General features: G+C 67.1%; 22 protein-coding genes and 2 riboswitches. Of the genes, 14 read left to right on the forward strand and 8 right to left on the reverse strand.

Translation table 11 applies throughout. The features are described 5' to 3' along the window. Positions 1-174 precede the first annotated feature (174 nt). Positions 175-1,290, forward strand: a complete 1,116-nt coding sequence (locus C563_RS0111170; RefSeq protein WP_018762138.1) for a ribonuclease HI family protein — start codon at positions 175-177, stop codon at positions 1,288-1,290. A gap of 4 nt (positions 1,291-1,294) precedes the next feature. Here C563_RS0111170 and C563_RS0111175 read toward each other — a convergent pair whose 3' ends face one another. The 4 genes from C563_RS0111175 to C563_RS0111190 form a co-directional block, all read right to left on the reverse strand. Next, positions 1,295-1,582, reverse strand: coding sequence for a WXG100 family type VII secretion target (locus C563_RS0111175; RefSeq protein ID WP_018762139.1), 288 nt, complete (start codon positions 1,580-1,582; stop codon positions 1,295-1,297). Between the two features lie 102 nt (positions 1,583-1,684). Next, positions 1,685-3,199 (reverse strand): sensor histidine kinase, encoded by a 1,515-nt coding sequence (locus C563_RS0111180; protein ID WP_026264691.1) that lies wholly within the window; start codon positions 3,197-3,199, stop codon positions 1,685-1,687. Between the two features lie 2 nt (positions 3,200-3,201). Next, positions 3,202-3,912 carry a response regulator transcription factor gene (locus tag C563_RS0111185; protein ID WP_018762141.1) on the reverse strand — a complete coding sequence of 237 codons (711 nt, stop codon included), beginning with the start codon at positions 3,910-3,912 and terminating at the stop codon, positions 3,202-3,204. Between the two features lie 73 nt (positions 3,913-3,985). Further along, the gene (locus C563_RS0111190) at positions 3,986-4,486 is read right to left on the reverse strand and encodes a DUF427 domain-containing protein (protein ID WP_018762142.1); all 501 of its coding nucleotides are present in this window, start codon (positions 4,484-4,486) and stop codon (positions 3,986-3,988) included. 165 nt (positions 4,487-4,651) lie between these two features. Here C563_RS0111190 and C563_RS0111195 point away from each other — a divergent pair, with 165 nt between their 5' ends. Together C563_RS0111195 and C563_RS0111200 are read left to right on the forward strand one after the other, a co-directional pair. Beyond that, positions 4,652-4,909: a hypothetical protein gene (locus C563_RS0111195; RefSeq protein ID WP_026264693.1), complete on the forward strand. Its 258-nt coding sequence runs from the start codon at positions 4,652-4,654 to the stop codon at positions 4,907-4,909. Between the two features lie 5 nt (positions 4,910-4,914). Continuing rightward, the gene (locus tag C563_RS0111200) at positions 4,915-5,784 is read left to right on the forward strand and encodes an FHA domain-containing protein (RefSeq protein ID WP_018762144.1); all 870 of its coding nucleotides are present in this window, start codon (positions 4,915-4,917) and stop codon (positions 5,782-5,784) included. 21 nt (positions 5,785-5,805) lie between these two features. Here the strand turns inward: C563_RS0111200 and C563_RS0111205 are convergent, their stop codons facing one another. Genes C563_RS0111205 through C563_RS0111215 form a run of 3 tightly spaced genes read right to left on the reverse strand, consistent with a single transcriptional unit; the run spans position 5,806 to position 10,187 of the window. Next, complete coding sequence (locus C563_RS0111205) at positions 5,806-7,452, reverse strand: DNA repair helicase XPB (RefSeq protein WP_018762145.1); 1,647 nt, start codon at positions 7,450-7,452, stop codon at positions 5,806-5,808. Positions 7,453-7,465: 13 nt separating this feature from the next. Continuing rightward, positions 7,466-9,943 (reverse strand): helicase-associated domain-containing protein, encoded by a 2,478-nt coding sequence (locus C563_RS0111210; RefSeq protein WP_018762146.1) that lies wholly within the window; start codon positions 9,941-9,943, stop codon positions 7,466-7,468. Between the two features lie 10 nt (positions 9,944-9,953). Then, complete coding sequence (locus C563_RS0111215) at positions 9,954-10,187, reverse strand: hypothetical protein (protein ID WP_026264694.1); 234 nt, start codon at positions 10,185-10,187, stop codon at positions 9,954-9,956. Between the two features lie 222 nt (positions 10,188-10,409). Between C563_RS0111215 and C563_RS0111220 the strand changes: the two genes are divergently transcribed. Further along, a complete protein-coding gene (locus C563_RS0111220; protein ID WP_018762148.1) occupies positions 10,410-10,793 on the forward strand; it encodes a cold-shock protein in 384 nt (127 codons plus the stop codon). Between the two features lie 6 nt (positions 10,794-10,799). Beyond that, a complete protein-coding gene (locus C563_RS21130; protein ID WP_018762149.1) occupies positions 10,800-11,303 on the forward strand; it encodes a DUF3027 domain-containing protein in 504 nt (167 codons plus the stop codon). Between the two features lie 75 nt (positions 11,304-11,378). On the opposite strand, the gene serC is transcribed toward C563_RS21130, so the two are convergent. After that, positions 11,379-12,509 carry a phosphoserine transaminase gene (gene serC / locus C563_RS0111230; protein ID WP_018762150.1) on the reverse strand — a complete coding sequence of 377 codons (1,131 nt, stop codon included), beginning with the start codon at positions 12,507-12,509 and terminating at the stop codon, positions 11,379-11,381. Positions 12,510-12,781: 272 nt separating this feature from the next. Between serC and C563_RS0111235 the strand changes: the two genes are divergently transcribed. The 9 genes from C563_RS0111235 (at position 12,782) to C563_RS0111275 (ending at position 23,984) form a co-directional block, all read left to right on the forward strand. Then, the gene (locus C563_RS0111235; RefSeq protein WP_018762151.1) at positions 12,782-13,483 is read left to right on the forward strand and encodes a metal-dependent transcriptional regulator; all 702 of its coding nucleotides are present in this window, start codon (positions 12,782-12,784) and stop codon (positions 13,481-13,483) included. Positions 13,484-13,601: 118 nt separating this feature from the next. After that, a riboswitch (cyclic di-AMP (ydaO/yuaA leader) is annotated at positions 13,602-13,832 on the forward strand. A gap of 12 nt (positions 13,833-13,844) precedes the next feature. After that, positions 13,845-14,666 (forward strand): M23 family metallopeptidase, encoded by an 822-nt coding sequence (locus tag C563_RS0111240; protein ID WP_081624151.1) that lies wholly within the window; start codon positions 13,845-13,847, stop codon positions 14,664-14,666. Between the two features lie 128 nt (positions 14,667-14,794). Continuing rightward, positions 14,795-14,976: riboswitch (cyclic di-AMP (ydaO/yuaA leader) on the forward strand. 70 nt (positions 14,977-15,046) lie between these two features. Then, the gene (locus tag C563_RS0111245) at positions 15,047-15,724 is read left to right on the forward strand and encodes a C40 family peptidase (RefSeq protein WP_018762153.1); all 678 of its coding nucleotides are present in this window, start codon (positions 15,047-15,049) and stop codon (positions 15,722-15,724) included. Positions 15,725-15,886: 162 nt separating this feature from the next. Then, a complete protein-coding gene (locus tag C563_RS0111250) occupies positions 15,887-16,654 on the forward strand; it encodes an NlpC/P60 family protein (RefSeq protein WP_018762154.1) in 768 nt (255 codons plus the stop codon). Between the two features lie 268 nt (positions 16,655-16,922). Then, on the forward strand, positions 16,923-17,423 hold the full coding sequence (locus C563_RS0111255) for an HNH endonuclease (RefSeq protein WP_018762155.1): 501 nt from the start codon (positions 16,923-16,925) through the stop codon (positions 17,421-17,423). 42 nt (positions 17,424-17,465) lie between these two features. After that, positions 17,466-18,470 (forward strand): NTP transferase domain-containing protein, encoded by a 1,005-nt coding sequence (locus tag C563_RS0111260; protein WP_231369878.1) that lies wholly within the window; start codon positions 17,466-17,468, stop codon positions 18,468-18,470. Beyond that, positions 18,467-19,918: a molybdopterin molybdotransferase MoeA gene (locus tag C563_RS0111265; protein ID WP_018762157.1), complete on the forward strand. Its 1,452-nt coding sequence runs from the start codon at positions 18,467-18,469 to the stop codon at positions 19,916-19,918. The genes C563_RS0111260 and C563_RS0111265 overlap by 4 nt, the downstream gene beginning before the upstream one ends. 50 nt (positions 19,919-19,968) lie before the next feature. After that, positions 19,969-20,853, forward strand: a complete 885-nt coding sequence (fdhD, locus tag C563_RS0111270; protein ID WP_026264696.1) for a formate dehydrogenase accessory sulfurtransferase FdhD — start codon at positions 19,969-19,971, stop codon at positions 20,851-20,853. A 98-nt stretch (positions 20,854-20,951) separates the two neighbouring features. Next, positions 20,952-23,984, forward strand: a complete 3,033-nt coding sequence (locus C563_RS0111275) for an alpha-mannosidase (protein ID WP_018762159.1) — start codon at positions 20,952-20,954, stop codon at positions 23,982-23,984. Positions 23,985-24,110: the final 126 nt, after the last annotated feature.

The raw sequence follows: 24,110 nt of genomic DNA on the forward strand, positions 1-24,110 counted from the left end.
GTTTCGTGAGCGGAAGGGTTGCGTCAAGAGTTTCGGTAAACGTTTTCTGGGATGGTTTTCGGGCCGGCTGCTCCGGCGCTTGCGGGACCAGCACTTCGTGCGGCGTACCGCCGGGTGGGCTTTGAGCCGCTGAGGCGGCGGCCCATTGTCGTTGGCTTCTGGCAGGATGGACCGGTGACGATTACTGCAGCGGCTGACGGTTCGGCCTTGGGAAACCCGGGGCCGGCCGGCTGGGCCTGGTACGTGGATGACAACTGTTGGCGGGCCGGCGGCTGGCCCCACGGCACCAATAACCAAGGGGAGCTGATGGCTGTCCTGGATCTGCTGCGGGCCACCGCGCATCTTCCGGGGGAAGACCTTCGCATCCTCTGTGACAGCCAGTACGTCATCAACTCCATTACCAAATGGATGCCCGGGTGGAAGCGCAAGGGATGGCGCAAAGCTGACGGGAAGCCGGTCCTGAACGTTGAACTGCTGAAGGAACTGGACCGCGAACTGGCAGGCCGGACGTATACCTTCGAATGGGTCAAGGGCCATGCCGGCCACAGCCTGAACGAGGCCGCCGATGAACGCGCCCGGGCCGCGGCAACCGCCTACCAGCAGGGCGTGGCCGCCCGGTCAGGTCCGGGATTTCCGGGGGCGCACCATCCGGGCGCCTCCGGGCACAGCTTTGAGGCGCAGCCTCAGGCCGGCAGTGGCCTCCAGCCGGCCACCCTCGACATCCCCGCCCCTGCGCCCGCCCGCCCGGCCGCCGCCGGCCGCCCGGAGGCAGGCCCAACCCGTGCGGACGGCCGCCCGGCAGCGGCCGGCCAAAAAGGTCCTGCAGCGGGAAACGGCAAACAGCGGGCCATGCCCCAGCCGGTATCGGCTTATGACGAGCTTGACCTGTTCAGCGAATTGGACACGGAAGCCCAGGAGGATGCGGAGGCAGCGCAGCAGGCCGGTGCGGTCGCGCCCGAGGCCCTGGTGGAGCAACTCGAACGTGAACTGCTGGGCCCGCTGGTGCGCGGCGACATTGGCCGGACAGCAGTCCTCCTCCACCCGGACTTCATGGAAATCGGCAGCTCGGGAAGGGTGTGGACCCGGGACGCCATGATGATGGCCCTCGAAGAGGACCCCGGAGAAAGGACCGACATCGAGGTTCTGGGCGCTGAGCGCATTGGCCCCGGTGCTGTCCTGCTGACGTATCGGAGCTTTGCCCGCGCCGGCACCACACTGCGAAGCTCGTTGTGGGTCCTCGACGGCGAACGGTGGCGGCTGCGGTTCCATCAAGGAACCCCGGAAGCCTGACCTGTCAGCTGAACCGCTGCGCGTTGCCCTGCTCGGCCTGGGCATACGTGGCCGCGGCGGAGGCCAGGGCCGCGTTGATGGAGGCCAGCGACGCTTCCACCCGGCCCTGGGTGATGGTCCACTCGGTGACCAGCGCCTGGAAGTTGCTGGCCGCCGCACCGCGCCACGAGCCTTGCAGCTCGTCCAGGCCACGCTTCATGGCCTGGACGTCAGCGCTGATCCTGTCCACGGTTGACTGTACGTTCGCGGACTTCAGCTGCAGTAGCTCGGTGTCGACGGAAATGATGCTCATGGCTATGCCTTTCGGTACGGCGGGAGGCGCCTCCGGCCCGGCGGTTCCGGGCTGATGAGACGAGCCTAGGAAGCCGCGCGGGGCGGAGTCATGGCCTGAGCTCTATATGTGGATAACCGAGCTGCCGCTGCCCGCGCCACGCTGGGCGGCGCCGCCCTCCGCCGCTTCCTCCGCACCCGCTGCGTCATCCGCGGGTGCTTCGTCACGGTGCGGCAGGCTGACCACCAGCGTGGCCCCGCCGCCGTCGGTCTTCTCCACCCGCACTGAACCGCCGTGCGAACCCACGATGGCGGCCACGATGGCCAGGCCCAGGCCGCTGCCGCCCGTCTCCCGGGTGCGGGACGTATCGGCACGGTAGAACCGTTCAAAAACCTTGGCCGCGTCCTCTTCCGAAATGCCGGGCCCGTGGTCCCGTACCTCGATGATGGAACGGGCCTCACCGTTAGTGCTGCGGACTCCCACGGCCAGTTCGATGGGGCTGCCGTCCGGGGTGTAGCGCAGCGCGTTGCCCACGAGGTTGCCCACCACCTGGCGCAGCTTGGCCTCGTCCCCAAGCACCGGGGCAGGCGTGGCCGGGCCGCCGTTGAGGCCGGCCAGCGAGATGGTCCTGGAGCGGTCGCTGGCCTGGGTGTCCACCACGGCGTCGTGGGCGATCAGCTGCAGGTCCACGGGCTTTTGCTGCAACGGCCGCTGCTCGTCCAGGCGGGCCAGCAGGAGCAGGTCCTCGACCATGGAACCCATGCGCTTGGCTTCGCTTTCGATCCGGCCCATCGCGGTGGCCACGTCCTCGTCCGTGGACAGGGCGCCATGGCGGTAAAGCTCGGAGAAACCGCGGATGGTCACCAGCGGTGTGCGGAGTTCATGGGAGGCGTCCGCGGCGAAGCGGCGCATCCTGGCCTCGGACGCGGTCCGGGCCGCAAATGCGGTCTCAATGTGGGCCAGCATGGCGTTCAGTGAGCTGCTCAGCCGGCCCAGCTCGGTGGCAGGATTCTCCACCTCAACGCGGCGGGAGAGGTCACCGGCGGCGATGGCTGCGGCGGTCTTCTCCACCCGTGCCAGCGGCCGGAACGCGCGCGATACTGTCCAGCTCGCGATGAGGGAGGCCAGCAGCAGCGTTAGCAGGCCCACCCCGGTGACCACCAGGGTGGCGTGCTTGAGGACGTCGTCCACGCTCGCCAGGGGCAGCCCGATGACCACCACGGCAGTTGTTTGGCCGTTTTGGACGGTCACCGCCACCACGCGCCAGCTTTGCCCGTCCGTCCCGCGGACCTGGAACGGGGCAAGTTGCCGGGCCTGGGCCTGCTCGACAGTGATGGACGAGATGTCCGGATGGTCGTCGGGGTCGCCGCCGAACGTGTACGGCTGCTCGCCGGGGGCGAAGAGCATCAGCGAATAGTCGGTGGGAATGGGGCTGGGCGCCTGCAACTGCGTGAACGAGCGCTGTTGCCGGGCAGAGTCGACGGCGGCGTTAAGTTTGTCGTCCACCTGGCCCTGGAGGTAGCTGTGCAGCAACGTGAGGGTGACGGCGCCGGTGACCGTCAGGGCCACGATGAGCAGGGCCATGATCATGGCCACCAGCTGCGATCTGAGCGAGGCCGACTTCCACCGCTTCAACAAGGTCAGCGCTTTTCAGCCGTCCGCAGCACATAGCCCACGCCGCGCTTGGTCTGGATCAGGGCCGGGGCTTCGGGATCGATGTCCACCTTCCGCCGGAGGTAGGAAATGTAGGACTCCACGATGGAGGCATCGCCGTTGAAGTTGTACTCCCAGACGTGGTCCAGGATCTGGGACTTGGACAGGACCCGGTTGGGGTTGAGCATGAGGTAGCGCAGCAGCTTGAACTCGGTGGGGGAAAGTTCAATGACCGTGCCGCCGCGGCGGACCTCGTGGGCGTCGTCGTCGAGCTCAAGGTCGTCAACCCGGATGATCGCGTCGTCATCCAGCAGGGGCTGGGTCCGGCGCAGCACCGCGCGGATCCTGGCCACCACCTCATCGAGGCTGAACGGCTTGGTGACGTAGTCGTCGCCGCCAACGGTCAGGCCGGTCACCTTGTCTTCCGTGTCGTCCTTCGCTGTCAGGAAAAGGACAGGGAAGTGCTTTCCGGCGGCGCGCAGGCGGCGGGTAACGGTGAACCCGTCCATATCCGGGAGCATGACGTCCAATACGGCCAGGTCAGGCGCCTGGGTGTCCGCGGCGGCGAGCGCGTCGCGCCCGTTGGCTGCGGAGACAACTTCAAAGCCTGCGAACCGGAGGGACGTGGAGAGAAGCTCACGGATGTTGGGTTCGTCATCGACGACGAGCAGCCTGGCTTCGGGACCGTTCTTGTTCATGCTCCCATCATGCTCCCAGTCTCTGGGAGTTGTCTGGATATTCGTTGTGAGCATGATGGTGGTGCGCTTGTGTTCACCAGCCCATCGTTCCCGGCTCCCCTTTGAAGGGGCCTACGATCCGCTGGGTGATCCAGCCGCCGTAAAAGCGGCCTGGCTGCGGAAGCACGCGTTCACCGTCCACCTCGCAGTAATCCATCCTGCCCGCGTAGACGGCCACCCGGCCTGCCAGGGCCTCGAATCCGGACGACGGTTCCGGATAGGACCAGGCGGCCCCCTCGGCTTCCTCCCCGCCGCCGCGCACGGTCAGGTACTCGGCGGACCCCTTGAACTCACAAAAACTGCTGCCTGCCGCCGGTTCCAGCGACCCAGGCACGAACGCCGACCGCGGCAGGTAGTAGACCGGCGGATGGCTGGTCTCGAGGACGCGCAGCGACTCGGTGGTGTCGGCGATCAGTTCGCCGCCCAGGAAGATCCTGATGTGTTCGGTACTGCGTTCGATCCGGGGCGGGCGGGGGTAGTCCCAGACCGATTCCTGGCCTGGCCCGGGGACGGCGGGAATGATGCGCATGCTCATACATCCAGTGTCCCCCGGATCCGTGGCGTGCGGCACACTCCGGCGGGAACCGAAATCAGGGTGAGAACGTTCAGCGCCCGATCTCTTCCGCCGTCAGGGGCTCGGGAATACAGTGTTGATTCCAGGGTTCCATCGCTCCTGACCCATGTGAAGGGATTGACCATCATGACTGATCTGAGCGCATCTGAAAACACCACATCCACGGACCGCAGCATCCGCGACTGGGCGGACCTGGCGGAGGAAATGTGGTCGTATCTCACCGGCAAGGGTGCTGCCATCAACTACCAGTTCGTGGACATGACCATCGAGGTGCCCCGCGACATTGGTCCTGACGCGCCGCGGGCCACCTGGAAGCTCAACGGCAGCCTGCGGGTCACCACCAGCGACAAGGATGCCGCCGGATCCGATCTGAACCGCGGCTGACAGACATGGCTGAGTGCCGGTTGGATGTGGACCTTGACTTCTCCTTCTCGGACGAGTCCGGGGCGGTCACCCGGGGAAGCGCCAAGGCCGCCGGCACGGAGCTGACGGTATCCCTCGCGGACCTGGCCCCGTTGTCGGGAGGCGGGCTCCCGTCCCTGGACGAAGTGAAGCCCCTGGCCGAGGTACTGGCCAGGAAAGGCATCAGCGTCCACATCTCCGGTCCGCAGGGCAACCTCATCAGCCTGGGAGCCGTGGAGAGTCCTGCATCGCAGCGGCTCGTCACCAGGTCCCCGCATATCAAGCTCGGGAAACTCGGAACCCTCCTGCCGCTCCTCCGGCAGGGACGGCGCCGGCCAAACGGCATTTCCCTTCTTCCGCCGGCGACGCCGTTGCCATTGCTCCCCACGGTGCGGCGGCGTATTCCCCGCCGCATCACCACCACCCACTACACGCGGGGGAGCGGCCGGCCACGGCTCATCTTTGTCCAGGACGCAACCACCTGGACCGGCCAGATCCCGCGTGAAGTGGCGTTGGCGGGCGAGGTCACCACGATCGGCAGCAGCCCGGAGTCCGATATCAGGCTTGAGGGCTTGGAGGGGCTGCACGCACAGATCAGGCACGACGAGCAGGATGAGTATGTCCTGGTGCCGCATGGCCCCGTCAGCGGAAGCGTTGCCACCTCCGGTCCTTCCCTGCTCAGGACCGGCGCCCGGATGCAGATGGGCCAATGGTGCCTTGCGTTCTTCCGTGAAGAATTCGCAGACCACGGCCGCCCTTACGGCGGCCGCAGCGGCGGCGAACTGGCCTACGAGCGTCCGCAGTTCGATCCGCGCACGGGAACCATGGAGCGCGACAGCTCCTACGGCGTGAGCTGACGGTGTGCAGGCTGCCGGACCCTATCCGGCAGCCTCCACGTCCTTGGCGTCCATGATCCGGTAGGCATACCCCTGTTCGGCCAGGAACCGCTGGCGCTTCGCGGCGAACTCCTGGTCCAGGGTGTCGCGGGCCACCAGCGAGTAGAACCTGGCAGCCCGGCCGTCCTTTTTGGGCCGCAGCAGGCGCCCGAGCCGCTGAGCCTCCTCTTGCCGGGACCCAAATGAGCCCGATACCTGGATGGCCACCGAGGCTTCGGGCAGGTCGATCGAGAAGTTGGCCACCTTGGACACCACCAGGGTCTGCAGCTCACCGGCGCGGAAGGCGTCAAAGAGCTTCTGGCGCACCTTCACCGAGGTATCGCCCTTGATCACCGGTGCCTGCAGGCGCTCGCCGAGTTCGTCCAGCTGGTCGATGTACTGCCCGATCACGAGCAGCTGCTCGCCGCTGTGGCGTGCCACTAATTGCTCCACCACCTGCGTCTTGGATTCGGAGGTGGCGCACAGCCGGTACTTGTCGGCGTCATCGGCCATGGCGTAGGCAACACGCTCGTCCTGCGGCAGGTCGACGCGAACCTCGACGCAGTCCGCCGGCGCGATGTAGCCCTGCGCCTCGATGTCCTTCCAGGGCGCGTCGTAGCGCTTGGGTCCGATCAGGCTGAAGACCTCGCCTTCGCGCCCGTCCTCCCGGACCAGGGTGGCCGTCAGCCCAAGGCGGCGGCGGGCCTGGAGGTCGGCCGTCATCCTGAAGATCGGTGCCGGCAGGAGGTGGACCTCGTCGTAGATGATCAGCCCCCAGTCGTGGCCGTCCACCAGTTCCAGGTGCGGATAGATGCCTCCGCGCTTGGTGGTGAGCACCTGGTAGGTGGCAATGGTGACCGGACGGACCTCTTTCATGGCGCCCGAGTATTCGCCCACTTCCTCTTCCGTGAGCGACGTGCGCCTGATCAGCTCGTCCTTCCATTGCCGCGCGGCAACGGTGTTGGTGACCAGGATGAGCGTGGTGGTGGAACCTGTGGCCATGGCCGCGGCCCCCACGAGCGTCTTCCCGGCACCGCAGGGCAATACCACCACCCCGCTGCCGCCCGCCCAAAAGTTTTCGCTGGCCAGTCGTTGGTAGGGGCGCAGCTTCCAGCCGTCCTCGTGGAGCGAAATCAGGTGCGGGGTTCCGTCCACGTAGCCGGCCAGGTCCTCGGCCGGCCAGCCGATCTTCAGCAGCAGCTGCTTGAGCTGGCCGCGCTGGGATGCGTGCACCACCACGGTTTCGCCGTCGATCCGAGGCCCCAGCAGCGGCGCGATCTTCTTGGCCCTGATGACTTCCTCGAGCACGGGGTAGTCGTCGGTCCGCATTACCAGACCGTGGCGCGGGTCTTTCTCCAGGCGCAGCCGGCCGTACCGGGACATGGTTTCCGCGACGTCGACCAGCAGTGAATGGGGAACCGGAAAACGCGAGTATTTCAGCAGGGCATCCAGTACCTTTTCCGCATCCAGCCCGGCGGCGCGTGCGTTCCACAGTCCCAACGGGGTCAGCCGGTAGCTGTGCATGTGTTCCGGAGCCCGTTCCAGTTCGGCGAAGGGCGCGATGGCGTGCCGCGCTTCGGTGGCCAGCTCGTGGTCCACTTCGAGGAGGATGGTTTTGTCGCTTTGGACGATCAAGGGTCCGTCGGTCACGCGGGGAAGTCCTTTACTGCCGCAGTTCCTCGGCGGCTTCGATATCGATGATGCGGTGGACGGACAGGACCCGTTCAGTTTCCTTGGCGGGATCGAACACACGGACCCGTCCTCCGCTGACAGACAGCGGAACAACCACTTCCATGCTGGCATTCCCCAGGCTGTCCACCACGTTCATGTGGATCCGCTGCTTCAGCCGGATGGCCCGCTGCAGCGCCTCCAGCCCCAGCTGCGTGGCGGCTTCGCTGCCCGCGGCAGGTCCCGGGGAGTGTCCGACGGCGTCACGCGACTGCCGCAGCAGGTGCAGCTGGGCATCTACGTCCTCCGCCGCAGGCGCCAGCCGCGGAGCGGTATAGACAGGGCGGAGGCTTTCCTGCGCGGAGGCAGCGCGGCGGAGGTGGCCGGCTGGCTCGGTGCCGTCCACCGAGGGGGACAGGCCCAGGCTGCGGAGCGCGGCGGCAACGTCGCGTTGCGGGGCGGAGGACGACACGACGGTGGGGGCAAGCCGGACCAGTCCAAGCTGCGCCGCTTTCGGGCCGGCCAGCAGTCCGGCGAGCATCGCCTCATCGTCGCTCTGGATGAAGCTCGCTGCCTGGCCCACACGCAGCCTGCCGTGCCGGGAGGCGGTGTCCTCCACCAGGTACTCCAACGGTTGCGGCACTGCCGTGGCCGAGTGCTCACGCAGGAAGCTCAGCAGGGCGGGGGCGTCGTAGCCGTCGTCGAGCGCCCGTTTGATGGACTCGGCGGAGAACCGGTAGATGGTAGCCGGGCCCTGCCCTTCGGCATCGGCCATGACCAGCAGTTTTTCCGTGAGTGCGGGGGCCAGGTAGCCCGGCGCGACGGCGGTAAGGTCCGCCTGCAGCAGCACGTGGTTCAGCGCTGCCGGGAGGTGCTCGCCAAGGATGGCAAGGGCGGCGTCGGGATTGTCTTCGGCGAAAGCGCTTCCGAGCTGGCTCAGCGCGCCGGATCCCACGAGGCCCAGCAGTTCGGCCTCTGCCAGGACGCCGCGGATCAGGGAACTGAACCGCCTTGCCATCCGCGGCTGTGACCATTCCGCCCGCTGGAGGACCGCGGCGGCATCGAGTACCGGGGCGGCGCCGTCCGGGGCGGATGCCTCGCACGTGAGTTCATGCAGGATTTCCAGGATGCGTTTACGGACCACCGGGGCATCGGGCCGCTGCGCTCCGGCGGACAACGCGGCGATGGTGGTGCCGGACGCGGGCCGGGCAGCAGGTGTGCCGGGCGAGGTACTGACCGGTTGGCCCACCATCGAGGGGACGCGCTCGCTGGCCAGCCAGGCGTTGACCAGCCACAGCCATTGTTCCTGCCTCGGCAGGAGGAGCCACTCAAGCTGGGGCGGCTGCACCCAGCACGACGAGTCGACGTCGAGGCGGATCAGGCCTGCCAGGCCACACAGTTCAAGAAGCCGCCCCACCGCGCCCTGGTCGATCCGCAGCTGTTCGGAGAGCCGGCGCATTTCGCGTACCCCCACCCCGCCGCTGCGCAAGGTGGCCAGCGGCTGGTCCCGGACGGCATGCAGCAGTTCGGAGACGAGCCTCAGGGTCTCCGAAATCGCGCTCAGGGCCGCGTTCCTTCGCAGCGCTGCGGTGGTCCGGCCGAGCTCGGGGACAGGCGGCGCAAGGGTGAAGTCGTCGATGATGGCACCGCCGCGGAGCGCCAGCCCCACGCTGTGCGGCAATTCGACGTGCGCGGCGTCGAGCGGGACCAGCAGGCCGCGGGCAAGGAGCCAGTCCACCGGGCCGACGTCGGCCGGTTCCGTCAGGACCGAGGCTTTCCGTTGCGCCTGGGGGACGGCACCCATGGCCCAGTTCCGGAACCTGGCGAGCAGCGCCGTCGTCCGTTCCGGGGCTCCGGCGAGGATGTCCCGCAGCCCCTCCGGAGATGATGTCCAGTGCTGGAGGGCCAGTGCCGCGTCCATGGGGGTCGTGGCCTCGTGGACGGCGAAGCCGCTGCGGTGCAGTTCGGCAACCAGCGGTACTGCCCGTTGGGCGAACGCCGGCTGCAGGCGCACCAGTTCCGTGTAGCTGCGGCCCAGTCCGGCCGGGTAGATTCCCACCACGTCCTTGAGGGCGCCCGCCGGGAGGTAGAAGACATGTCCGGACGCTGCGGGCGGGGAGCCATGCGGTGGTGCGGCCGGGTGCACCAAGGCAAGTTCCTGCAAGGTGCCAAGGATCTGTTGAATGGTGGCCAGGGACGAACCCCGGACCAGTTTTTGCAGGTTTTCCGCGGACGCGCTGTGGCCGGTGTCGGTGTTGGTGCACAGATGCAGGGTTTCGAGCACCTGCATCTGGGGCCGGTTGAGCCGTTCAAGGGCCCGTTGGACGCTGACCCGGGAGCTCGCCCGCGCTGCGAGTGCCGCGAAATCCGGCACCGAAGGGGAGATCAGGTCCGGCCGCGCGGCGAACAGTGCCCGCAACGAATCGTCGCTGCGTGCCTCCAGGTCCTTGCCGAGCGCACGAATGAGGGACATCAGTCCAACGTTACCGCGGCTCCCGCCTTCCCGCCCGCCGCCGGGCGGCCACGCCATCGAGGACCAGCAGGAGCATCAGGATGAAGGCCACCGGGAGGCCGTACAGCGCTGAGTACGTGACCCAGGTGGGAGCGACGGACCCCGCGAAGGCAAGCGCCATGACCGTTCCCACCGCTACCAGGGAAAGCAGGGCAATAACAGCTGCAAGCACCATCAGGGGCCGGCGGAAACGCAAGGGTGTCATGGAGGTAACGCTACAGCGGCGTCCGGCGTGCCGCTAAAGCCCCGGGCTTGCGCCCGGGGCGGAACAGTACGGCCGGAAGCATGATTAGGGCATGCGGCAGGATAACCTTGAAGCATACAGACCAACACGGTTTGCAGGGCCATACCTTGAACCCGCACAACAATGCGGACGCGGTGGCACCTGGCCGTGTCTCATGACAGCAGAACGAAGAAGGTTGATTACGTGCCTACCGGCAAGGTCAAGTGGTATGACAAGGACAAGGGCTTTGGATTCCTCGCGGGCGAGGACGGCCAGGAGGTCTTCCTGCCCAAGTCGTCGTTGCCCGAGGGTGTAACGGAGCTCAAAGCCGGCACCCGCGTGGAGTTTGGCGTCGCGGACGGCCGCAAGGGCGCCCAGGCACTGGGCCTGCGGGTGCTGGACAAGACCCCGTCCATTGCCAAAGCAAAGCGTCCCAGCGCCAAGGACCTCGCGCCGCTGGTCCAGGACCTGGTGACCGTCCTGGACAACCTGTCCGGGACGCTGTCCAAGGGCAAGTATCCGGACGGCAACAAGGGCAAGGCAATCGCGGCCGCCCTGCGCAAGGTTGCCGACGAGCTGGACGTCTAGGCGCCGATGAACCCCCAAGCTGAACAACCGGGCGTGGCTCCACAGGAGCAAGCTGCCAAGGCTGCGCCAAAGCGCAAGGCCGGGGTTCCGGTATGGCGGACGGGCAAGCCTGACGCGTTCCTGGCAGCAGCCGTCGATGTTGCACGGGCCGCGGTTGAGGGCATCACGCCCGCTGCCACCATCGGGCCGCACCTTGGTGCCAAAAGCGAGGGCGACCGGCTGGTCACGCACTTGTTCGAGTCCCGGCTGGCCGGCTACGGCGGCTGGCAGTGGTACGCGGTGCTGACCCGCAACTCCCGCTCCAAGGTGGTTACCGTCGATGAGCTGGGCCTGCTGCCGTCCGAAGAATCGATCCTCGCCCCGGAGTGGGTGCCGTGGGCCGAACGCGTGCGCCCCGAGGACGAGCACCAGCAGGAACCCGAACAAGCCCGCCAGGAAGAGCCGTCCGCAACGGAGCAGGCGCCCGGGGATGAAGAGGATGCCGACGACGACGCGGAGCCAAAAGACTAAGCAAGAATTTTCCGCCACACGCGAAAGGCGCCGTCCAGGGGTTATCCCGGGCGGCGCCTTTCGCGTGTGCCTGGACTACTTGCGGAGCTCGCCCACCACATAGTCGATGCTGGACAGCAGTGCCGAGACGTCGTCGGGCTCGATGGCGACGAAGGTGGCGATGCGCAGCTGGTTGCGGCCCAGCTTCCGGTAGGGCTCGGTGTCCACGATGCCGTTGGCGCGCAGGACCTTCGCCACCGTTGCCGCGTCCACCGACTCGTCAAAGTCGATGGTGGCGATGACGTTGGAGCGCTCCTCCGGGTTGGCCACAAACGGGGTGGCGAACTCCGAGGCGTCAGCCCAACTGTAGATGCGGCCGGCGGAATCGGCGGTGCGGGCAGAGGCGAAGTCCAGGCCGCCGTTGGCGTTCAGCCACTGGACCTGGGCGCCAAGGGTTACCAGGGTGGACAGGGACGGGGTGTTGTACGTCTGGTTCAGCCGTGAATTGTCGATGGCGGTCTGGAGGTCCAGGAAGTCCGGGATCCAGCGGCCGCTTGCCTTGATGGCGGCAGCGCGCTCCAGGGCGGCGGGGGAGAAGAGGCCGAGCCAAAGGCCACCGTCGGAAGCGAAATTCTTTTGCGGGGCGAAGTAGTAAACGTCGCTTTCGGCAATGTCGACGTCCAGGCCGCCGGCAGCGGAGGTTGCGTCCACCAGGACCAGGGCGTCCTTGTCGGCGCCCGGCACCCGCTTGACCGGGGCGGCGACGCCCGTGGAGGTCTCATTCTGTGGCCACGCGTAGACGTCCACGCCCGCCTCCGCCTGCGCTGCAGGACGGGTGCCCGGCTCGGACTTAATGATCGAGGACGCTTCCAGGAACGGCGCCTTGTTGGTGGCGGAGGCAAACTTGGAGCCAAACTCCCCGAAGGACAGGTGCTGCGCCTTCTTGGACACGAGGCCGAAGCCCGCGATGTCCCAGAACGCGGTCGAGCCGCCCACGCCGAGGACCACCTCGTAGCCCTCGGGAGCACGGAAGAACTGGCTGAGTCCTTCGCGTACGGAGCCCACCAGGTTCTTGACCGGAGCCTGCCGGTGGGATGTGCCGAGGATAGTCTTCGACGCAGCGGACAGGGCATCGATCTGTTCCGGCCGGACCTTTGAGGGGCCGGCCCCGAACCGCCCGTCCTGGGGCAGGAGGTTGGCGGGAATCGTGATGCTGGTGTCGCTCACAGGTGCTCCATTCGGCGGGGACGAAAGCTGTGGTCCGGGTGGTGGGTGGCCGGGAGCCGGCCATGGCTGCAGTGCAAACCTTCCCCAATTCTGCCTGAAGCGCGCAGGGTGGCGGGAGCGGGCGGCGCCAATGTCCAGCCAATGAGACGCCGCAGGCGGCAGGCCCTATTCGGACTAAATCAAAATAGGCTAAACTCTTCCCCGGACTACGTCGCGGGAAGAGGCGATACGGTGGGACAACGCAAGGTACTGCGCTCGAGGAGCTGAGCTGGATGACGGATCTGATCGACACTACGGAGATGTACCTCAGGACCATCCTGGAGCTTGAGGAAGAGAACATCGTTGCCCTCCGGGCCCGTATCGCCGAACGCCTGCGCCACTCGGGGCCTACCGTTTCCCAGACCATCGGCCGGATGGAGCGCGATGGCCTGGTCGTCGTCTCCGGTGACAGGCACCTGGAACTGACCGACACCGGCCGCAAGCGTGCCACTGAGGTCATGCGGAAGCACCGGCTGGCCGAGCGCCTGCTGGCCGACGTGATCGGATTGGACTGGGCCTATGTCCATGACGAAGCCTGCCGCTGGGAACACGTTATGAGCGAACGGGTGGAGCGGCGCATCTACGAGATGCTGGACCACCCCACGGAGTCGCCCTACGGAAATCCCATCCCCGGTCTTGCCGCCCTGGGCGGACAGCCCGGACCCGGGTTCGGCGACGGCGCCATCAGCCTGGTGGAGGCAATGAAGGCCTACGGGCCTGAATCGGCAGTGACCATCAGCCGGCTGGCGGAACCGATCCAGGTGGAGCCGGAACTGCTGACCCAGCTCGACGAGGGCGGTATCCGCCCCGGCGCGTCTGTCTCCCTGGAACGCGTCGGTGACTACATTTCTGTACGGGTGGCGGGAATCGAGGGCGCGCTGGAGCTGCCTCCCGAGGTGGCGGCACACGTTTTCGTCGCCGTGAACCAGGCCTGACGCCGCGTTTCCATACCCCACCCGGGGGATTCCACGCAAAGATAACGGAATTGTTACCTAGGGTCTTAAGCCCCTATAGTGGAACCCAGCGTTGATACTTAAGCGTTACCTGATCCGGAGCCGAGCTCTGCCAGCGGGCCAGGTGTACGAGTAGTTACTGGCAGAGGCGGGGGAACCACAACCGGCAGCGGGGGACTGCCTTGGGGTGAAGTCCGTCAGCAGCAAGCCTCTCCAGTGAAGGATTCTTCCGGGAATACCCCTGTGTAGAAGTTTGCCCATGACGGACCGGGTCTTTGATCTCTCTGACCCGAATCCGACAGCTAACTCCGCAGGCTATTCCAGAGAGGAACCCTTCTTGACCATGCAGACCTCCCGGGGCCGCCGTCGCGCGGCGGGCCCCCCTGAGGCACCCCGGGTTGTCGAAGTAGCCGCCGCGGAGCGCCCCCGCGACCCGCAACGGGATGCGCGCCGCCGTCGGGGTCCGTTCCGGCAAATCACCGACTTTGCCGCGGCCAGCGGCATCGGCCAAAAGGCCGGCATCGCCCTCGCCGCCACCGGCCTGGTGCTCACGGTGACCATGCCCGCCACCAGCCCCGTTATGGCGACGGATGCGGCCGGAATCGCGCCCCAGGCCGCCTCCGCAGTCAGCCCCCAGCCCCAGATTTCCGCGGAGGTAGGCGCCCAGATCGACTTCAGCCGCTCAGCCGTCGTAACGCAGGCGGACCCCGACGGGAAGCTGAAGCAACTGCTGAGCGCCCAGTCGGCCGGATCGGTAACGCGTGCGGCTTCCGCCGGGACCCTGGCCGCGCCGCTGGCATCCCTCGTGACCGCGTCGCCCTTCGGCTACCGGGTCAGCCCAATCACCGGCGGCACCGGAGATTTCCACCGCGGACAGGACTTCGTGGCACAGTGCGGGACGTCCGTCCTGGCAGCCGCAACAGGAACCGTGACCTTCGCCGGCTGGCACCAGTTCGGCGGTGGAAACCGGGTGGTGATCGACCATGGCAACGGCCTGGAGACCACGTACAACCACCTCTCGTCCTTCAACGTCAAGGTGGGCCAAACGGTCTCCCGCGGCGAAGTCGTGGCGTTGAGCGGGACCACCGGGGCGTCCACCGGCTGCCACCTGCACTTCGAAGTTCAGGTCAACGGCGAAGTGGTCGATCCGATGGGCTGGCTGTAACCGTTTGATTGCGCACTCCCAGATCGCCGTGACCCGCCGTGACCTGAATGTGACATTGAAGCAAAACTGCTGTACCGTCTAACTCGCGTCAACTTTTCCGAAGTTGACGCTCTTGAGTGGATTGCCTAACTCTGCCACCGCTCAAGGTCCGTTCGCATTTCATCGTCTGGCAGGGGCGGGGGAACCAATTTTGGCCTTCTGCGTTCTGGAAGGCCTTGGGGTTAAGTCATGAGCTTCCCAGGAAGCGAAGTGGCCGGGTGACTCCCATCCGAATCCGACAGCTCACCTCGCAGGCATTGGGAGAGGCTACCTTCGTGTCTTCACGCCATAATTCTGCGCGCCACCGTGCGCAAACGGTTCGCGTCAACCCCTTGGACGCCATGTCCAAGGCCGTAAGCGCCAATGCCGGGACCGTGGGCCGCCAGGCTGCCGTTGTGGCAGCGGCTTCAGGCCTCATCCTGAGCATGGGCCTGCCGGCCAACGCCACGGACACCACTGCCGGCATCTCGGCCTCCACGGAGTCCGGTTCCGCGCAGACCGCCCTTGCTGTCACCGCGGCCCCCACGGCCACCGTTTCCTTCGAGCGTCCGGCGGTCAAGACCACCGCCGCCCCGAAGGTGGAAACCGTGCGCACCCAGTCCACCGCGTCCGCGGACCGCACCGCCACCACTGCCGGCCAGGAGGCGTCCAAGGCCGGACAGGCAGTAGAAGCCGTTTCGTCCGCAGCCACCTCGGGTATCGCCGCGATCGCCTACACCGGCATCGGCCACCCCTACGTCTGGGGCGGCACCACCCCCAACGGCTGGGACTGCTCCGGCTTCGTTCAGTGGGTCTACGCGCAGGCTGGAATCAGCATTCCCCGCACGAACGCGTGGAGCATCATGACCCCCACCTCCACCCCCCAGCCGGGCGACCTCGTGGTCCAGAACGGCGGCGCACACGTCGGCATCTACGTCGGCAACGGCATGATGATCAGCGCGCTCAACCCGTCGCAGGGAACCATGCTCCACTCTCCCGCAGCCACCGGTACTTCCACGTACTACCACCTGAACAAGTAGTTCTTGGGCTCCACGCTCCAAGGGCTATTTCTTTGCCCAAAGCTTTTTCGCTAGAAACCAACATCCCCGTTCGGGACGCGCCGGCGTACCCCCAAGATGCCGGCGCATCCAACCCCCTCGGACAGGCCACCGCGGTCCAGAGGAAAACGAAAGAGAGAACTGATGACGACTCGTGCTACCGCACGGCACCGCGCCGAGGTCACCAAAACCAACTCGATCGCGATCATTGCCAAGGCTGTCAGCGACAACGCCGGCGGCATGGGCCGCCAGGCTGCAGTAATCGCTGCAGCTTCCGGCCTGGTCCTGACCAGCGGCATCGCAGCCAACGCAGCCGACACCAACGTCAAGCGCGACTCGGCTCCGGCATCCGCCATGGAAGTTGAATCCGCCGTCGACGCTCCGATCTCAGCGGCTTCCACCATTGCCATCAGCTTCGAAAAGCCGGCCGTTACCACCACTCCGGCACCGGCTCCCGAGCCCGAGGTTGCGGTGCAGGAAGCCGCTCCCGCTCCCGTTGCCCAGGCCGTTGCCGCTCCCAAGGTGACTGCCAAGGTTGCAACTGCCGATGCCACGGCTGCCCCCGCCGCCCAGGTTTCCGCCAGCGGAAAGGGTGCTGCCATCCTGTCCGCTGCCTACGCCCAGCTTGGCGTACACCAGGACTGCACCATGCTGGTGACCAACGCACTGGCTGCCGTCGGCATCCACTTCCACGACTGGCCCGCCGGTTACCTGTCATTGGGTGACAGGGTGTCCGCATCCCAGGCCCAGCCCGGCGACCTCATCTACTACGCCGACGGTGGCGGAGGAATGGCCCACATCGCCGTCTACGCCGGAAACGGGATGGCCGTCCACGGCGGCTTCAACGGCAACGACACCGTTGTGTTCAGCGCCAACGTTGGCTCCGGACCGGTCTTCATCCACGTTCGGTAACCACTGCCGCCCGCCGCACGCGGCGCCGCATAAGATGTGCCCGGAAGGACCCCTGCCATTGAGGCGGGGGTCTTTTCCCGTTTAACTCCCGCCATTCTGCGTGCATCCCGGCTCCCGCCACCGGGGTGGGGATCCGGCCTCCGCGTATACCGATTACCTGATATTGCAATTCTCTGTTTACTCTTGTGATGTCGATCCATAGCCCGGACATGCCGAGGGCAGCCGGCCCTCGTGCCCCTGACGGGTGCGGCCGTGAAGAGGTACGTGCATGCGCACTCTCGTTCTGAATGCTGGATATGAACCGCTGGCGGTTATCACCTTCCGCCGGGCGCTGGTGCTTGTGCTCACAGGCAAGGCGAGCGTGGTGGCCGAGGGGGATGATCCCGTGGTGGGCCCCACTGACGTCCTGGGCCGCCCGTCCGTGATCCTCCTCAACCGCTACATCCGCCCGCGGTACAACCACTCAACGGCCGTCAGCCGCCGTGGTGTGCTTCGACGTGACGGGCACAAGTGTGCATATTGCGGAAAGGCAGCGCACACAATCGACCATGTCCACCCAAAATCGCGGGGCGGAGCCGATTCCTGGGAGAATCTCGTGGCTGCCTGCCTGCGGTGCAACAACGTCAAGGGTGACCATACCCCCGGCGAGATGGGATGGACCCTGCGCTTCGTGCCGGAGCCGCCGCACGGAACCATCTGGCAGATCAAGGAACTGGAGAAGCCAACCCCCGCCTGGGATCCATTCCTGCTTCCCGAGCGCGCCGCCTGACAAGCGGCTTCCAGGCCGGTTGCTGTTCGCTAGGCTGGGTGGGTGCAAACGGACCCGTTGATCTTTGACGCCCTGATCCTGGCGGGCGGCCGGTCATCACGGCTGGGTGGAGTACCCAAGCAATCGTTGGTCCTCCGGGGAAGAACCCTCCTGGCATGGACCCTTGACGCCGCTGCCGGTGCCCGCCGTACGGTTGTTGTGGGCGACGTTTCCGCCGGCGGCCCTCCGTCCCGCGGGGCTGCCGATGAGGCCGGGCCCGCCCAGGCCCTGCCGCCAGGCGTCCTGTCCTGCCGGGAGGAGCCGAAGTTTGCCGGTCCTGCCGCCGGGATCTCAGCCGGCCTAGATGCCCTTGCCACCTCTGGGGGAGGGGCGCCCTTCACTCTGGTTCTCGCCTGCGACATGCCGCTGGCAGCCCGGGCGGTGGCGATGCTCCGGGACGCGGTGGCAGCTGCGGGCGATGGCCGGGGCGCCGTGGCCCGCTCGGCCGACGGCAGGGAACAGCCGCTGGCAGCCATATATAACACTGATGAGTTAAAAAGATCGTGCGGTGAGTTGTCCCGCCGGGACGCCCTGGTCAACGGCTCCGTGAGGTCCCTCCTTGCTAATCTGGACGTGCAGCTTGTCACAGTCCCAGCCGGGTCCACTGCCGACGTGGATACGTGGGGTGATGCTGCCACGCTGGGGATCGCCGCCGGGAGCCAGCGTGAAGACTTTGACCAAAACGTGCGGAGCCAACGTGGGAGGCAAGTCGTGAAAAGCCAGGACGAGACGCTGGAGGAATGGTGCAGGGCCCTGCTCCAGGCATACAAGCTGGAGGACGTCCAGGTGGACGTGAACGCAGTGCTGTCCCTTGCCGGCGTCGCAGCCCACGCCGTGATCCGGCCGGCTGCTCCACTCACCACGTTCATCGCAGGATTCGCCGCGGGGCTGGCTGCCGCACCGGGCAGGGAAATGGACACGGCGTCCATGGAAGCGGCGATGGCCGTGGCTCGGTCCCTGGCTGCCGACTACGAGAATGAAGCTGCCGCCGGGACCCCCGGCGAATGACGGCAGAACCCCGCGACTGGCCGGAGGTCCCACCTGCCGACGAGCCCGAAGCACCACAGGGGACCGCCGGGCACGAAACACCTGGACCGGAAACCACGGAACCGGAGGCTGAAACCAGCGGGCACCACCTGGTGCACACCTGGGAAGAAGCCCGGCAGGCTGCGTTCGATGCGGCCACCCCGATCCCGGCAGGGCCGGTGCCGCTGCGCATGGCCCTCGGCCGCAGGCTCGACCAGGACATCCTGGCACTCCAGGACATGCCGCACTATGCGTCCTCAGCCATGGACGGCTGGGCGGTCAACGGCAGCGGCCCCTGGATTCCGGTGGACCCCGGGAACCGCCTTGCCCCGCACCAAGCAAGCATCATCGTTACGGGAGGCCTGATCCCGGCCGGAGGCAAAGCGGTCCTGAGGACCGAGAATGCGGTCCTGGCCACGGACGACGAGGGACTCCCGCTGCTGGTGGCCGGAGGAAAGGCGCGCCCGGGGGAACCTCGCGCCGGTGAGCACATCAGGAAAGCGGGCGAAGAGGCCCTGGAAGGGGACGTCCTGGTCAAAGCCGGCGTGGACCTCAACCCCGCACACCTGGCACTGGCCGCACTGGCCGGACACGATGAACTCCAGGTTCAGGGAAAGCCCGTGGTGCGCCTCGTCCTGACAGGCTCCGAGGTGGTGGACTCAGGAACCCCCGATCCGGGCAAGGTGCGGGATACCTTTGGGCCCCAGCTGCAGGACGTCGTAGCGATGCTGGGTGGCATACCGGGCGGCCAGCAGCGAATCGGCGACTCCTACGAGGAATGGCTTGCGGCGCTCGAAGACGTTGTGCCGGAGGTGCCGGACGCGCCGGACCTGCCGGCCGACGTCGTCATTACCACCGGAGGAACCGGGCGCTCCGGGACCGACCACTTCCGCCGGGCCGTGGCTGAACTTGGCGGCCGGCTGGTCATCGACGGCGTGGCCATGCGTCCGGGGCACCCCGCCGTCCTTGCCGAACTTCCGGACGGCCGCTTTGTCCTGGGCCTCCCGGGCAACCCGCTCGCGGCCATGATGGCATTGTCCACTGTGGGCGCACCACTCCTCGCAGCGCTGGGCCACGCCGCCATGCCCGCCGTCCAGGAGGTGCCGTGCGGCACCATGATCGAACCGGACCCGGGGCGCACCCGGCTGATGCCGTTCCGGCTGCTGTACGGCATGGCGTCGCCGGCCCAGCACACAGGACCGGGAATGATGCGGGGACTGGCTGCCGCCGACGGCGTCCTGGTGGTACCGCCGCACGGCGTGCAACTGGGGGAGCCGGTGCCGGCCTTCGCACTGCCCTGGGGGCCGCCCCTCCCGCCGCCTGCGGACGCGGCGGCCAAGGCCAAGCCCCGAACCGCCGGACGGACCGGGCAGCCCAAGGGCAAGCCCGCACCCAGCGGCCCCGTCGACTGGAGCGCGCTGCTGGACTGAGCCGGGCGCCGAAAGTGCCATGATGGAGTCATGACGAGGCAGGCTGGAACATGGGACGCGTAACCCAACGCCGAAAGGTGCACAAATTCGTACTGGATGGATCGCCGGGCGCCCTGGAGTACCCGGTCCGCCACCGCGAAGACGTCCTCGCGGTGGAGGAGCCGCTGGAAATCCGGCTCGGCAGGCTTTCCTACTCGGTGACCATGCGGACTCCCGGGGACGACTTTGACCTCGTGGCCGGATTCCTGGTGTCCGAGGGCGTCATCTGGGCTCCGGAGCAACTGGTATCGCTGCGATTCTGTGCAGGCGAGGACGAGGACGGCGTCCAGACGTTCAACGTGGTGGAGGCCCAGCTGCGGCCCGACGTCGAGGTTCCGGATACCGGGCGTAAGGTCTACACCTCAAGCTCCTGCGGCATCTGCGGAACCGACTCCATCGATGCGGTCCAAAAGTCCTCGCACTTCAGCCCGCAGTCGGATCCGCTGAGAGTCGATGCGGAGGTCCTGGCGTCGCTGCCCGGGCTGCTGCGGAAATCCCAGCGCCTCTTTGACGATACCGGCGGAGTGCATGCCGCGGGCCTCTTCAGGATTGGGGACGACGGCGAGCCGCGCCTCCTGTGCCTGCGCGAGGACGTAGGGCGGCACAACGCCGTGGACAAGGTGGTGGGGTGGGCGTTGCGCGAAGGCCTCCTGCCGCTGACCGGCACAGTCCTGCAGGTGTCCGGACGGGCGTCCTTCGAACTGGTGCAGAAGGCATCCCTCGCCGGGATACCCGTCCTGGCCGCCGTCAGCGCACCGTCGAGCCTTGCCGTGGAGCTGGCCGAGGCCAACGGGCTGACCGTGGCGGGCTTCAGCCGGGGCTCGAGCTTCAACGTCTACTCCGGTGAAACCCGGATCCTGCGACCGGAAGCCGCCGTCCCGCAGGCTCAGGGGTGAACGTCCGGCTCGAGGGGTTGGATGCCGCGAAGCCAACGGGTAGATTTGTCCATCGAATGGACACAATGATCCAGTTCCAAGCTTAAAGAGGACCAATATTGCATGACGACCGCAGGATCACGGAAGTCCGCCTGGCAAGGTTTGTGCGCGAGCGCATCACCCCGGCCGTCTACAGCAGGACGGTTCCGCTTGCCCTGAGCAGCTGGGAAGTTCCCGGCGAGCCGGTCCCCGCGCTGGAAGCGATGCGGCAGCAGTTCCAGCCGCAGGAACACGGCGCGCCCTGGGGCAAGCCGTGGGGGACCACCTGGCTGCGGCTTCAGGGCGGGGTGCCGGAATCGTGGGGCGGCGGCCCGGACACCACCGTGGAGGTGGTGGTTGACCTCGGGTTCACCACGGAGGCGCCCGGATTCCAGTGCGAGGGAATCGCCTGGCGTTCAGACGGGTCCATCATCAAGGCAATCTCACCCCGCAACCAGTACATCCCGCTGAAGCTCCTGGGCAGCGGCATGGCCGTGGACTTCTACGTGGAGGCCGCTGCGAACCCCGACATGGCGCAGGGCTGGACCTTCGCGGCCACTCCGCTCGGCGACAAGGCAACAGCCGGCGGAGCGCCGCAGTACCGGCTCGGGACCATCGCCATCGCCGAACTGAACCAGTGCGTGTGGGAACTCCAGCAGGACATCTGGACCCTGTCCGGCCTGATGGAACAGCTGCCCTTGGAACTGCCGCGCCGCCACGAGATCCTCAGGGCGCTGGAACGCATGATGGACGTCATGGACCCGGACAACGTCGCCGGGACTGCGGCGGCAGGGCGTGAGGCCCTCGCCGAGGTCATGCGCCGGCCAGCGTACGCCTCCGCCCACCAGCTGGTGGCCACCGGGCACGCGCACATTGACTCGGCGTGGCTCTGGCCCGTCCGCGAAACCATCCGCAAGTGCGCCAGGACGTTCTCCAACGTCGTGGCCCTGATGGACGAGAACCCGGACTTTGTCTTCTCCTGTTCCTCCGCGCAGCAACTGGCCTGGATCAAGGAGTACTACCCGGAATTGTTCGGGCGGATCCGCGAGAAGGTGCGCGCCGGCCAGTTCGTTCCGGTCGGCGGCATGTGGGTGGAATCGGATACCAATATGCCCGGCGGCGAAGCGATGGCCCGGCAGTTCGTGGAGGGCAAGGGCTTCTTCCTTTCCGAGTTCGGCATCGAGTGCAGGGAAGCCTGGCTGCCGGACTCGTTCGGGTACAGCGCGGCGCTTCCCCAGATCGTCAAAGCGGCAGGCAGCCGCTGGTTCCTCACGCAGAAGATCTCCTGGAACCAGACCAACAGGATGCCCCACCACACCTTCAACTGGGAGGGGATCGACGGCACCCGGCTGTTCACCCACTTCCCGCCGGTGGACACCTATAACTCGGACCTCAGCGGCCGCGACCTGGCCCACGCAGAACGCAACTACCGGGACCACGGACGCGGCACCGTGTCCCTGGTGCCGTTTGGCTACGGCGACGGCGGCGGCGGTCCCACGCGGGAGATGCTGGCTGCCGCGGCCCGCACCCGGGACCTTGAAGGTTCGCCCAAGGTGCGGATCGGGTCGGCGGAGAGCTTCTTCCGGCAGGCCGAGGAGGACTACCAGGGGCTGCCCGTCTGGGTGGGCGAGATGTACCTGGAACTGCACCGCGGCACCTACACCAGCCAGGCGCGCACCAAGAAAGGCAACCGGCGCAGTGAGCACCTGCTGCGCGAGGCGGAGCTGTGGTGCGCCACGGCTTCGGTCCGTACCGGCGGCGACTACGAGTACCCCGCCGCTGAACTCCGGCGGCTTTGGCACTTGGTGCTCCTGCAGCAGTTCCACGACATCCTGCCGGGCAGCTCCATTGCCTGGGTGCACCAGGATGCCGAGCGGAACTACCGGGCCATCGACACCGCCCTCGAAGCAATCATTGGCCAGGCGGGATCAGCCATGCTGGGTGCGGGCGAACAGGAGTTCCTGCTCAACGCGGCTCCGCACGCGCGGCAGGGTGTTCCGGCGCTCGCCGCGGCCACGCCCGCGGCCGCGACGGACGCCGTACAGGCCACCCGGGACGGCGACTGCTGCATCCTGGACAACGGCATCATCCGCGCAGTGGTGGACGCCGACGGGCTGCTGGTCTCCCTCCGCGACCATGCCACCGGCCGGGAGGCCATCGCCCCCGGCCAGCGCGGCAACCTGCTGGAGCTGCACCGGGACACGCCCAACGAATGGGATGCCTGGGACATCGACGAGTTCTACCGCCGGAACGTCACACCTTTGCGGCACGCGGAATCGGTCCGGCTGTCCACCGACGGGGCGGCCGCCGTCGTCGTCGTGGACCGGCTGGCAGGCGCCTCGCCGCTCACGCAGCGCATCACCCTTGCGCCCGGGAGCCCCTCACTGGAAATCACCACCACCGTCGACTGGCAGGAGCGGGAGAAGCTGCTCAAGCTGGGCTTCGCCCTGGATGTGAGGGCCGATCGGTCCGCAGCGGAAACCCAGTTCGGCCATGTCTTCCGGCCCACCCACACCAACACTTCCTGGGAGGCCGCCAAGTTCGAAATCTGCGCCCACCGGTGGATCCACGTTGGCGAGCCCGGCTATGGGGTGGCAGTTTCGAACTCTTCCACGTACGGCCATGATGTGGGCAGGAGCGTCAGGGACACCGACGGGGGAACCACCACGACGGTGCGTTTGTCCCTGTTGCGGGCACCCAAGTTCCCCGACCCCGACGCCGACCGCGGCCGCCACGAATTGACCGTGTCCATCCGCCCGGGCGCCGGCATTGCGGACGCCATCGAGGAGGGATACCGGACCAACCTGGCGCCCCGGCTGGTTCGCGGTGCGGCGCCGGTGGAGCCTTTGTTCACGGTCAGCAATCCTGCGTTGGTGGTCGAAGCGGTCAAGTGTGCGCAGGACGGCTCCGGCGATGTGGTGGTGCGGCTCTATGAGTCCCTGGGCCAGCGCTCAGCCGGGCGTATCACCGCCAATTTCCCGGTTAGTGGAGTGGTGGCCACCGACCTGCTGGAGCGGGCAGGTGACGCGCCGGGAGTTGATCCGGACGGCAGCGGGGCCGTACTCAGCCTGCGGCCGTTCCAGCTGGTCACCCTGCGCTTCACCCGGCAATAGCACCTGCACGGCCGGGTACAGAGCCCTTAAACAGGCTGAGTGGGGGCGGTCCCCAACGATCCGCCACCACTCATCCCCCCAATGTGTGCGAAGGCATCTTGGACAGCCCGGCGATTCAGAATTTAT

Origin of the sequence: Arthrobacter sp. 135MFCol5.1 (assembly GCF_000374865.1) — a bacterium.
Lineage (GTDB): Bacteria > Actinomycetota > Actinomycetes > Actinomycetales > Micrococcaceae > Arthrobacter.